The organism is Homoserinimonas sp. (assembly GCF_056262345.1).
The window spans coordinates 1-10,510 of sequence record NZ_JBACFR010000016.1 but is presented as its reverse complement, the minus strand read 5'-3'; the positions used below and the strand labels follow the sequence as shown (position 1 = coordinate 10,510).

The window sequence follows — 10,510 nt, the reverse complement described above, 5'->3', positions numbered from 1 at the left end:
GCGTGATCCTGCCGTCGGATGGCGGCTGGTCGGCCGTCTAAGCACGACCACACAACGAAAGGGGCTCCCGCCGCGCGGGGGCCCCTTTCGCTATGTGCGGCGAACGGACAACACGAACTCGGCGAGCTCCTGCGCCATCGGCTCGGCCTCCCACATGTGGCCAGCTCCCGGCATGCGCTTCTCGCGCGCATCCGGAATGGCCCCCACCAGCGAATCTGCCGCGTCGATCATCTCCTCAAAGGTCTGTTCCCCATACATCACGAGCACGGGCACCCGGATGCCCCCAAACAGTTCGGCATGCGAGCCAGACGCCGCCCACGACAGGGACTGCGCATCAGCCCGATACGTGACGACCTGCGCCACCATCTGCGGGTACGCCGGCGACCTGCGGGCGCCTTCTAGCCACTCGGGCGGCATGTCTTTCATGTAGTACTCGAGCGCGCCCTCCAGATCGCCAGCGTCGAGCCGCCTCTCGAATTCAGCGGCCCACTCCACCGCCGCCCGCTCGGGCGAAACGGGGGTCTCCCACAGGGCAAGGCCGTCAACCGCAAGCCCCTCGACGGCGGCCAGCAGTGCGATCGAGCCTCCGGATGAATGCCCGCACAGCACCGCGCTGCCCCCGGCAACCTCAATGAGCGCAGCAATGGCGGCGAGTTCCCGGTCGAGGCCAATGTCGCCATCTGCGCCGCTCTCGCCTCGACCGAGCCGGTCGTAGACGATCGTCGTTATGCCGCGCTGGGCAACCAACTCCGCCGTGGTGGAGGTGAGCGGATCGCTCTCGCGAGAGGGCCCGGCTCCCGCGATGAAGATGATCCCTGGCCCACTGCCCCTCACGTCATAGGCGACTCGATCGCCTCGCGACGATGTGACGAACTCGGTCATAGCCAGCTCCTTTGCGCGGCACCGCGGCGGTCGGATGCTCGCGAGACTAGGCACTCAGGAGCGGCCGGTCAAGGGTGGCCGGTCTCAGCATGGTGCCCGGCGTGGGGCCAGCTGCCGCTAGGAGCGCACGAGCCTGGCGATCGCGGCAGAAGCCTCGGCGATTTTGGCGTCCGCGACCTCGCCACCCTCCCGCGTTGCCTCTGCGACGCAGTGGGTCAGATGGTCGTCGAGCAGGGCGAGCGCCACCGTTTCGAGTGCTTTGGTGGCAGCCGAAACCTGGGTGAGAACATCGATGCAATAGACATCTTCTTCGATCATCCGATGGATGCCCCGCACCTGTCCTTCTGCGCGCTTGAGACGCGCGAGAAGTTTCTGTTTGTCGTCGCTGTATCCGTGCATGAGCTCATCCTCTCGTGGTGCCATTGCTACTTTATACCCCCTGGGGGTATAGTTGCCACCATGGAATCCACCTTCACCGTTACCGGGATGACGTGCAGCCACTGCGTGAGCTCCGTCACAGAAGAAATCAGCAAGATCGCGGGCGTCACGGGCGTCGACGTCGACCTCGCCAGCGGACTCGTTACGGTAACCAGCGACACCGACCCCGACCCGCAGGCCGTCGCATCCGCCGTCGACGAGGCCGGGTACAGCCTCGCCAGCGCCTAGAGACTCGCGCCACCTGCCCGCCAAACCCACAAGGACCCGGCCCCACCATGACTGACACCTCGACCCCAATAGCGGTTGATGAGAGCGCCTACGAAGCCGCACGGCTCGAGGCGCTCGACCTCGCCATCGGCGGAATGACGTGCGCCTCGTGCGCCGCCCGCATCGAGAAGCGACTCAACAAGCTCGACGGGGTCGAGGCATCCGTCAACTACGCAACAGAGAAGGCCCACGTTCGGTTCGCCGCCACGATCGACCCCGCGCAGCTCGTCGCCGAGGTCGAGAAGGCGGGCTACACCGCCGAACTGCCTCCCGCGCCCGAGGCTCGAGAGCCGAACGAAACACCCCAGGGCCAGACGACACCGGATGCGGAGCTCTCGGCCCTGCGCACCCGACTCATCGTGAGTGCAATCCTCACACTGCCGGTCGTCGTCCTAGCTATGGTTCCAGCGTGGCAGTTCACCTATTGGCAATGGCTGTCGCTCACGCTTGCCGCACCCGTGGTGGTGTGGGGCGGCCTGCCGTTCCACAAGGCGACCTGGACCAATCTGCGCCACGGCACCACCACGATGGACACCCTCATCACGGTAGGGACAGGTGCCGCATTCCTCTGGTCGCTCTACGCGCTCTTCTTCGGCCACGCCGGAATGCCGGGAATGACCCACGGCTTCGAGTTCAGCCTCACCCCGGGCTCGGGCGGCGGCGACATCTACCTCGAAGTGGCCGCGGCCGTCACGGTGTTTGTGCTGGCGGGGCGCTACGCCGAGAAGCGATCGAAGCGCCAGGCGGGGGCGGCATTGCGCGCGCTCCTCGACCTGGGCGCGAAAGACGTCACCGTGCTTCACAGCGGAGTCGAACAGCGGATGCCCGCGGCCAGCCTTGCGGTCGGCGACGAGTTCGTTGTGCGCCCCGGAGAGAAGATCGCAACCGACGGCGTTGTGCTCAGCGGCGCATCATCCGTCGACCGCAGCATGCTCACTGGCGAGTCGGTGCCCGTCGATGTGGCCGCGGACGACAGCGTCGTCGGCGCGACAACCAATATCAGTGGGCGCCTCGTCGTGCGAGCCACCAGCGTTGGCAGCGACACCCAGCTCTCTCGCATGGCCACCCTCGTGGAAGAGGCCCAGAACGGCAAAGCCGAGGTTCAGCGTCTGGCCGACCGGGTCAGCGGTTTCTTCGTTCCCATCGTCATTGTCATCGCGATCGCCACGCTCGGCGCCTGGCTCGCGTGGGGCAACTCCCCCGAGATCGCGTTCAGCGCGGCCGTCGCCGTGCTCATCATCGCCTGCCCGTGCGCGCTCGGCCTTGCCACGCCCACCGCCCTCCTCGTTGGCACCGGTCGCGGCGCCCAGCTCGGCATCATCATCCGTGGCCCCGAGGTGCTCGAATCCACCCGCCGCATCGACACGGTAGTTGTCGACAAGACCGGCACGGTGACGACCGGGCGGATGTCGCTGGCCGACATCATTACGGGCAACAGCGTCGACAGGGCTGAGGCTCTGCGCCGCGCCGCCGCCCTCGAAAGCTCGTCAGAGCATCCGATTGCCCGCGCCATTGTCGAGGCGGCGAGCATCGAGGCGGCGAGCGCAGCCCTTCCCGCCACAAGCGACTTTGAGAACCTTGCGGGTCACGGCGTGCGCGGCACGATCGACGGCGTCGAAACCGTGATTGGCCGCCCCACAATGCTCACGGACCGCGGCCTCGCGATGCCCGACGACCTTGTCGCGGCATTCGACTCCGCCGTGGGCGATGGCCGCACGGTAGTTGCGGTCGGCTGGGACGGCAGCGTTCGCGCGCTTCTCGCGGTCTCCGACACCGTCAAGCCCACGAGCGCCGCCGCGATCGCCGACTTCAAGGCACTCGGCCTGACCCCCATCCTGCTCACGGGCGACAACGAGACCGTCGCTCGCCGGGTCGCCGATGAGGTCGGCATCGACCAGGTCATCGCCGGGGTTCTGCCCCAGGAGAAGGTCGATGTGGTCTCCCGCCTGCAGTCGGAGGGACACGTCGTGGCGATGGTCGGCGACGGCATCAACGACGCACCCGCGCTCGCCCAGGCCGACCTGGGTCTCGCCATGGGCACCGGCACGGATATCGCCATCGAGGCCAGCGACCTCACGCTGGTGCAGGGCGACCTGCGGTCGGCGGCGGATGCCATCCGGCTGTCGCGAAAAACCCTGGGCACTATCAAGGGCAATTTGTTTTGGGCCTTCGCCTACAACGTCGCCGCGATTCCGCTGGCCGCCCTGGGCATGCTCAACCCCATGATCGCGGGTGCGGCGATGGCGTTCTCGAGCGTGTTCGTGCTGACCAACAGCCTGCGACTCCGCGGGTTCACGCCTCGGCGCTAGACCGGCAGCATTTTCGCGCAGCCCGCGAATCACCCCGGTCAGAGCTTGGCGCGGTCAGCGTCCACAACCGGCAGCGGCCCCGTCACGCTGAGTTCATCGGCCCAGCACTGCACGCCCGTCAGCTCGGGCAGCCGGTCCCTGGTGAACACAGGCTCCCTGCCCTCCCTGCGCTGCGCGGAGTAATCCTTAAGCAGCTTGAACGCGACACCCGAGAGCAGAGCAATCGCCACGAGGTTGACCAGGGCCATGATGCCCATGATGCCGTCGGCCGTGTTCCAAATGATGTCGGCAGACGAGATCGCCCCCACGAAGACGACCGCCACGACGAGTCCCCGGTAGATGGGCAGCACGCCCCGGGCTGTTGACAGGAATTCGATGTTCGATTCGCCGTAGTAGTAGTTGCCGAGGATCGAGCTGAAGGCCAACAAGAAGATGATCACGCTGAGTACCACGTTGGACCACTCGCCTAGATTGCCGACAACGGCCTGCTGGGTGAGCCCGATGCCCCTCGTCGCGTTCGCCAGATCGGGCGTCGACACCAGGATGATGAATGCCGTGATGGAACAGACCAGGAACGTGTCGAAATAGACGCCGAGCGTCTGCACCAGTCCCTGCTTCACGGGATGAGTCACGGCAGCGCTCGCACCGGCATTCGGCGCTGAACCCAGCCCGGCCTCATTGGAGAACATGCCCCGCTTCACCCCGGTCATGATGATCAGGCCGAGGGTGGCCCCCACGACCTCATTGAATCCGAATGCCTCGGTGAAAATCGAGGCGAAAACCGCTGGCAGCTGCTCGATGTTCAGGCCGACGATCACGAGCCCCAACAACAGGTAGAGCAGCGCCATCGCCGGCACCACCGCCTGAGTCACGCTCGCGATGCGCCGAAGACCGCCGAACACGACGAGACCCGTGAGCACCGAGAGCGAAATACCCACAACCCACGGAATCCAGCCGACCTCGCCGCCGAAGCTCGATGACACCGTTGCGCTGATGGTGTTGGCCTGCAGCGAACTGAAGGCGAAGGGAAAACAGACGATCAGGATGCCCGCGAACAGCATGCCCATCCACTTGGCCTTCAGCCCGTGCTGCATGTAATACGCGGGCCCGCCGCGAAACCCGCTGGGGTCTTTGACCTTATAGAGCTGGCCCAGGGTCGATTCGACAAAGCTCGATGCCCCTCCGACAAACGCCATGGTCCACATCCAGAACACGGCACCGGGGCCGCCAATCGCGATTGCGGTGCCGACCCCGGCGATGTTGCCGACGCCCACCCGGGATGCCGCGGAGATCGTGAACGCCTGAAACGCCGAAACCGACTGTGGTTTGCCGTCGGTGCCCAGCGGCGTGCGGTTGGTGAGGGTGCGAAACATCTCTGGGATCATGCGAAACTGCACGACGCCAGAGCGCACCGTGAAGTAGATGCCGAGCACCCCGAGCACGGGGAGCACCGCCCACGTCCAGAGCCCATCGCCGGCTACGAGAATGAAATCGTTGAGGGCATCCATTCGCCCAGTATGCGTCTGACCTCGGCTCGCGTCGAGGTGTATCGTCACCGGCGAGACAGGCAGGAGTAACCATGACAACGTCCAGTGATGTCGAACTCATTGCGGCCGGTGCCGCGGAATCCGGCGTAAGCATTGCCGTCGCCGAGTCGCTCACGAGCGGTCGTCTGGCAGCGCAGGTGGGGTCTGGGCGCGGGGCGTCTGAGTGGTTCGCCGGCGCCGTCGTGGCCTATCACGTGAGCACCAAACAGAAGCTTTTCGGGCTGCCCCCCGGCGTTGACCCCTGCTCGGCCGAGTGCGCCGAAATCCTCGCAACAGGGGTGCGTGACCTGCTCGAGGCCGACGTCGCTATCTCGACCACGGGCGTCGGCGGCCCCGACGAGCAAGACGGCCACCGGCCCGGAACCGTGTACGTGGGGTGGGCAACCGTCGCAGGGGCCGGGAGCGCCCTGTGCGAGTTCGATGGCAGTCCCGACGAGATTCTCGATCAGACCGTGGCCGAAGCTCTGCGCATCCTCGCGGCGATGCTCAGCTAACGGCCCGCCCGCCCGGCTGAATCCGGACGGGCGGGCGGCTGCTGGTCTCACTGCGTGGTGCGATCAACCCCTACAGCGGCTTGCCGCCGGTGACGGGCACGACCGCGCCAGAGACATACGATGCCTCGTCGCTTGCGAGGTAGACGTAAGCCCCCGCAAGTTCGGCAGGCTGACCGGCCCGGCCCAACGGCGTATCGGCACCGAACGCCGTGAGCTTGTCTTCGTCGAACTCCGTCGCAGGAATCAACGGGGTCCAGATGGGTCCCGGTGCAACGGCGTTGACGCGCACTCCCTCCGGCCCAAGCTGCTCGGCGAGCGCCTTGACGAACGCAACCTGCGCGGCCTTGGTCATGGCGTAATCGATGAGCTCGGGCGACGGGTTGAACGCTTGAATCGACGATGTGACGATGATCGAAGCCCCCGCCCCCAGATAGGGAATTGCCGCCCTGGCCGTGTAGACCAAGCCATACAGGTTCGTGCGAAAGACCCGGTCGAGCTCCTCGGTTTCGATCTCCTCGAGACCCTCACGGTTCTTCTGATAACCGGCGTTCAGAACCAGGATGTCGAGCCCGCCCAGTTCGGTCACGGTGTCGGCGACAATGTGGCCGGCGAACTCCTCATCCCGCACATCCCCGGCAAAGGCGACGCCGCGCCTGCCAGCGCGCTCGATGAGTTCCACGGTTGCTGCGGCATCCTCCGCCTCCTCAGGCAGGTGGACGATCGCAACATCCGCACCCTCTCGGGCATAGGCGATGGCCACCGCCCGCCCGATGCCGGAATCACCGCCGGTGATGAGCGCCCGGCGACCCGTGAGCCTGCCGTTGCCCCGATACGAGTCCTCCCCGTGGTCGGGCGTCGGGTTCGTCTCCCGGGTGTCGCCCGGCTGCTCCTGCGTCTGCGCCGGATACTCTCCCGAGTGGTGCTTCTCCCGAGGGTCCTGCGCTTCAGTTTCTGTTCCTACCTTGGTGGCCTCAGCCATTGTTCTCTACCTCCCCGCGCCACGCCCCCGTTTCTACAGAGCGCGACTCGATAAATTCCTTGAACTTCTTGAGGTCCTTCTTCACCGACCGGTCATCCACGCCGAGGGCTGCGCCCACCTTCTCCACGAAGCCCTCCGGCTGCCAGTCGAGCTGCACGGTCACGCGGCACGACGTGTCGGTGAGCTTGTGGAATGTCACGACCCCTGCGTGGTTGGCTTCGCCGCTAATGCTGTTCCAGGCGACGCGCTTGTCGGGGTCCTGCTCCGTGATTCTCGCGTCGAATTCCCGCACGACGCCGTCGATGTTCACGCGCCAGTGAAGCTGCACGTCGTCGAGCTGAGTAATGGATTCGACGAAGCTCAGAAACTCGGGAAAGTCCTCGAACTGAGTCCACTGGTTGTACGCCGTCGATACGGGCACATCGACATCAATTGATTCGGTAATCGTCTGCATGGCGTTCCTCCCTCTCCCGGCGCACAGAGCACCGAGTGATTGACAGTTCGGCCATCGTCACCCCAAACCCGAGCTCGATCTAGGGGTTGAAATGACACGAGGGCGCTTGTATGCCGGGCACCCGGAGCGCGCTATTGCGATTCGACAGCCGTCTCCCCGTGGGGAGCGCCGACCGGTTTGGACTCGCTCGAGCCCCGCTGCCGCAAGAAAATGGAGAGCGCGATCATCGACCCCACGGCCAGGAATTCCGACTGCCAGTTCTGAAGCGTTCGATTCCAGAAATCGGGGCTCACCACATACTCCGCCCACGTGAGGGCAGGCTCTCCGTGGTCCGCGTTTTCGGCGTTCATCACGATGCGGCCGGCGAGCGACTGCGCAAACCACGACAGCGCAAAGATCGCGCCCATCACGATCAGCAGCGAGTTGGAGAACAGCGCGAGCCGAAGGCCACGAACTTTCGCCCAGGGCGGCGAGTCGGCGTGAGCGTGGTCGCCCACCTTTTGCTCCGCATCAGTACCGACGCCCGCATCCCCCACCCGCTTCGACTCGGGCGATCCTCGCTGAACGAACCAGATCGTGGCCAGAATGAACAGAAAGAACTGCAGAAACTCGGACTGCCAGTTCTCGGCCACATCCACCACGAACTCCGACGATGTGACAAAGGACCCGAGGCCGATCGGGGCATGGCCGTGCTGAATCAGTCCTTCGTTCTGCTGAGCCAGACCGGCAAAGGCCTGGCCGACGAGCGCCCCAACAAAGAGGCATCCGAACAGGATGCTCAGACCGTTGTCGCGGAGAAATCGCACGGTCACCTGCCCATCAGGGGAATGGCGATCATGTACGCCAAGCCGCCGGCGATCACCGCAAGCCAGGCCCAGAAGACCGCACGCTCGCCGCCATAACTGCTCTGCACATCGGGCTCGTCGCTCATGGGGTCAGTATGCGCCCGAGTCCCCACAGCGTCGAGGGGCTTGCCTACGCCGCGGGCGGCACCGGCGCAGAGGCTGCGGGAACGCGTCGAGCGAACTCGGCCAAGGCATCGTCGGCAAGCTGAGCTCGCCACGACCAATACAGCTCGGACGATAGCGGAGAGGGCCAATCCTCACCCAGAAACTCGGGAGGCAATCGAGGGTCGACCCTGAGCAGCCCCAGCCAGTCGGCGACGAGCATTGTGCGAGCTGAGAGGGCGCTGCCCGCGGCCTCCATCGTGGAGAGGTCGCTCCACGCCTCAATGAATGCCTCGTGCTCCTCCCGAATTCGGTCGAGATCCCACGCGGCCGCAACGCTCGCATCCATCGAGTAGCCCGGCAGCTCCCTGGCGCGAAACGCGGTGAGCGCACCAGCGGGCAGCTCTGCGCGCAGGGGTGCAAGGACGGCATCGAGGTCAACCTCTCCCGGCGCCAGCCAAAGCCCATCGCGCAGGGGGGCGAACCTCTCCCAGGTGAGCGTCGACCTCAGCTGATGGCGCAGGGTGCGCTGATCCTCCGGAATCGTGAAGGTGACCATAGTCCAGCCCTCGCCGTGAGGGGTGAAGCTGTGCTGGCCACGCACCCGATCGGTGGCCTCGCGCAACACGGCCGCGCCCTCATCCGTCAACGCGAACATGATCTCGCGACCCTTGCGCTCGCGCGTCAAGATGCCGCGGGCGACAAGCCGATCGAGGGTCGCCCGTGTCGCCGAAGCGGCGATACCTGCACCATCAAGCACGTCGATGAGCACGCTCGCGCGCACCGGTTCAACGTTTTGCTCAAAAACGTAGTCACCAAAGAATGCCAGGATGAGCTGTTTCGGCTGTCGACTTCGCATTCCGATCCCCCTCACCCGTCGGAGCTGTGTGCGCTGCAGTAGCGCGGTGGTCGCGTGATCAGGAGGACGGCCGAACGGCTTGTCCTCGCTTCGCACGCTGAATCTGTTCATAAACGTAGGTGCGCAGCTCAGTGAATCGAGGCAGAGCCCGTGTGGTGATCTGGTCTCGTTCAGCCGGAAGATCGATGGCGAGGTCCTCTTGCACCCAGGTCGGTGACTTCGAGAGCACGACCACGCGTTCGCCAAGATACACGGACTCGTCGATGTCGTGCGTCACGAAGAGAATCGACATCCCGCGTTCCCGGTGCAGGCTGCGCACCAGATCCTCGAGGTCGGCGCGCGTCTGGGCGTCGACCGCGGCAAAGGGCTCATCCATGATGAGAACCTCGGGCTGGTAGGCAACGGCGCGGGCGATGGCCACGCGCTGCTGCATTCCGCCCGAGAGCTGCCAGGGAAAGCTGCCGCCGGCATGATCGAGACCGACGGCCACCAGAGCATCGTCAATGAGGGCATCCTTCTCCGCCCGCGACAGCTTCTTGTGGCGCAGGGGCAGTTCGACATTGCCTCGCACGGTGAGCCACGGGTAAAGACTGCGGCCATACTCCTGGAACACCAGCGCCATGTTGGCGGGCGGGCCGGAGACGATCTTGCCGTCCAGCTCAACCGTTCCGGCGCTCGGACGCAGCAGTCCAGCGATGCACTTGAGCAGCGTCGTCTTGCCGCAGCCGGATGGGCCGACAATGCAGACGAGCTCGCCCCGCTGCATCGTGAAGCTGATGTCACCGATCGCCTCGACGTTGCCCGTCGACGACTCGTAGACCTTGTTTAGGTGCTCGACCTTGAGCAGTGTCTCAGGCACGTTCGACCTCCTTGATTCCGTGGTACCAGCGCAGAACGCGCTTTTCGATGACGCTAAAGATGAGGGCGAGAAAGACGCCGATGAGCCCGAGGAGCACAATGCCGCTCCACATTTCTGCGATCAGATAGTTGCGTTGAAAATAGGTGATCTTGTAGCCGAGGCCCGACGACGAGACGAACATCTCCGAGATCACCATGAGGATGAGGGCCACCGAGAACGTCTGGCGAACGCCCGCCATGATGCGGGGGCTCGCCGCCGGGAGCACCAGGAACCGCAGGCGTTCCGCCCGGGTGAGCGAGAACGACTGTGCCGTCTCCTTCATCACGCTGTCGGTCGAGCGCACACCCTCGATCGTGTTGAGCAGCACGGGCCACACAGCACCGAAAACGATCACGAAGATCTTCATCGAATCGGTGAGACCCATGAGCAGCGTGAAGACCGGGATGAGAACAGGCGGCGGGATCGCGCGGAAGAA

At 65.1% G+C, this 10,510-nt stretch carries 13 protein-coding genes; 3 read left to right on the top strand and 10 right to left on the bottom strand.

All coding sequences use genetic code 11. From position 1 onward, the window contains the following. Positions 1 to 90: 90 nt before the first annotated feature. The gene (locus tag AC062T_RS00870) at positions 91 to 882 is read right to left on the bottom strand and encodes an alpha/beta fold hydrolase (RefSeq protein ID WP_476026509.1); all 792 of its coding nucleotides are present in this window, start codon (positions 880 to 882) and stop codon (positions 91 to 93) included. Positions 883 to 999: 117 nt separating this feature from the next. Then, positions 1,000 to 1,281, bottom strand: coding sequence for a metal-sensitive transcriptional regulator (locus tag AC062T_RS00865; protein ID WP_108514673.1), 282 nt, complete (start codon positions 1,279 to 1,281; stop codon positions 1,000 to 1,002). Positions 1,282 to 1,341: 60 nt separating this feature from the next. On the opposite strand from AC062T_RS00865, the gene AC062T_RS00860 reads away from it, so the two are divergent. Continuing rightward, positions 1,342 to 1,548: a heavy-metal-associated domain-containing protein gene (locus AC062T_RS00860; protein ID WP_476026507.1), complete on the top strand. Its 207-nt coding sequence runs from the start codon at positions 1,342 to 1,344 to the stop codon at positions 1,546 to 1,548. A gap of 47 nt (positions 1,549 to 1,595) precedes the next feature. After that, complete coding sequence (locus AC062T_RS00855; protein ID WP_476026505.1) at positions 1,596 to 3,896, top strand: heavy metal translocating P-type ATPase; 2,301 nt, start codon at positions 1,596 to 1,598, stop codon at positions 3,894 to 3,896. A gap of 38 nt (positions 3,897 to 3,934) precedes the next feature. Here AC062T_RS00855 and AC062T_RS00850 read toward each other — a convergent pair whose 3' ends face one another. Further along, positions 3,935 to 5,404 carry an alanine/glycine:cation symporter family protein gene (locus AC062T_RS00850; RefSeq protein ID WP_476026502.1) on the bottom strand — a complete coding sequence of 490 codons (1,470 nt, stop codon included), beginning with the start codon at positions 5,402 to 5,404 and terminating at the stop codon, positions 3,935 to 3,937. A 71-nt stretch (positions 5,405 to 5,475) separates the two neighbouring features. On the opposite strand from AC062T_RS00850, the gene AC062T_RS00845 reads away from it, so the two are divergent. Then, positions 5,476 to 5,937, top strand: coding sequence for a CinA family protein (locus AC062T_RS00845; protein ID WP_476026500.1), 462 nt, complete (start codon positions 5,476 to 5,478; stop codon positions 5,935 to 5,937). A 70-nt stretch (positions 5,938 to 6,007) separates the two neighbouring features. On the opposite strand, the gene AC062T_RS00840 is transcribed toward AC062T_RS00845, so the two are convergent. The 7 genes from AC062T_RS00840 to AC062T_RS00810 form a co-directional block, all read right to left on the bottom strand. Then, positions 6,008 to 6,916, bottom strand: coding sequence for an SDR family oxidoreductase (locus AC062T_RS00840; protein WP_476026498.1), 909 nt, complete (start codon positions 6,914 to 6,916; stop codon positions 6,008 to 6,010). Further along, on the bottom strand, positions 6,909 to 7,370 hold the full coding sequence (locus AC062T_RS00835) for an SRPBCC family protein (protein WP_476026496.1): 462 nt from the start codon (positions 7,368 to 7,370) through the stop codon (positions 6,909 to 6,911). Before AC062T_RS00835 ends, AC062T_RS00840 begins: the two co-directional genes overlap by 8 nt. Before the next feature lie 131 nt (positions 7,371 to 7,501). Beyond that, a complete protein-coding gene (locus AC062T_RS00830) occupies positions 7,502 to 8,176 on the bottom strand; it encodes a DUF6766 family protein (protein WP_476026511.1) in 675 nt (224 codons plus the stop codon). A 2-nt stretch (positions 8,177 to 8,178) separates the two neighbouring features. Further along, complete coding sequence (locus AC062T_RS00825) at positions 8,179 to 8,301, bottom strand: hypothetical protein (protein WP_476026494.1); 123 nt, start codon at positions 8,299 to 8,301, stop codon at positions 8,179 to 8,181. 44 nt (positions 8,302 to 8,345) lie between these two features. Further along, entirely contained in the window at positions 8,346 to 9,176 is an 831-nt protein-coding gene (locus tag AC062T_RS00820; protein ID WP_476026492.1) for a PaaX family transcriptional regulator, read from the bottom strand. A 58-nt stretch (positions 9,177 to 9,234) separates the two neighbouring features. After that, positions 9,235 to 10,035, bottom strand: a complete 801-nt coding sequence (locus AC062T_RS00815; RefSeq protein ID WP_476026490.1) for an ABC transporter ATP-binding protein — start codon at positions 10,033 to 10,035, stop codon at positions 9,235 to 9,237. Then, positions 10,028 to 10,510: ABC transporter permease (locus AC062T_RS00810; protein ID WP_476026488.1), on the bottom strand; the 483-nt coding region annotated here is incomplete at its 5' end. The genes AC062T_RS00810 and AC062T_RS00815, both read right to left, overlap by 8 nt.

Excerpts from the sequence above, each read along its gene's own strand:
- AC062T_RS00825 (WP_476026494.1), bottom strand. The coding sequence starts at position 8,301 with ATGAGCGACGAGCCCGATGTGCAGAGCAGTTATGGCGGCGAGCGTGCG.
- AC062T_RS00865 (WP_108514673.1), bottom strand. The coding sequence starts at position 1,281 with ATGCACGGATACAGCGACGACAAACAGAAACTTCTCGCGCGTCTCAAG.
- AC062T_RS00845 (WP_476026500.1), top strand. The coding sequence starts at position 5,476 with ATGACAACGTCCAGTGATGTCGAACTCATTGCGGCCGGTGCCGCGGAA.
- AC062T_RS00820 (WP_476026492.1), bottom strand. The coding sequence starts at position 9,176 with ATGCGAAGTCGACAGCCGAAACAGCTCATCCTGGCATTCTTTGGTGAC.
- AC062T_RS00840 (WP_476026498.1), bottom strand. The coding sequence starts at position 6,916 with ATGGCTGAGGCCACCAAGGTAGGAACAGAAACTGAAGCGCAGGACCCT.
- AC062T_RS00870 (WP_476026509.1), bottom strand. The coding sequence starts at position 882 with ATGACCGAGTTCGTCACATCGTCGCGAGGCGATCGAGTCGCCTATGAC.
- AC062T_RS00850 (WP_476026502.1), bottom strand. The coding sequence starts at position 5,404 with ATGGATGCCCTCAACGATTTCATTCTCGTAGCCGGCGATGGGCTCTGG.
- AC062T_RS00860 (WP_476026507.1), top strand. The coding sequence starts at position 1,342 with ATGGAATCCACCTTCACCGTTACCGGGATGACGTGCAGCCACTGCGTG.
- AC062T_RS00855 (WP_476026505.1), top strand. The coding sequence starts at position 1,596 with ATGACTGACACCTCGACCCCAATAGCGGTTGATGAGAGCGCCTACGAA.
- AC062T_RS00835 (WP_476026496.1), bottom strand. The coding sequence starts at position 7,370 with ATGCAGACGATTACCGAATCAATTGATGTCGATGTGCCCGTATCGACG.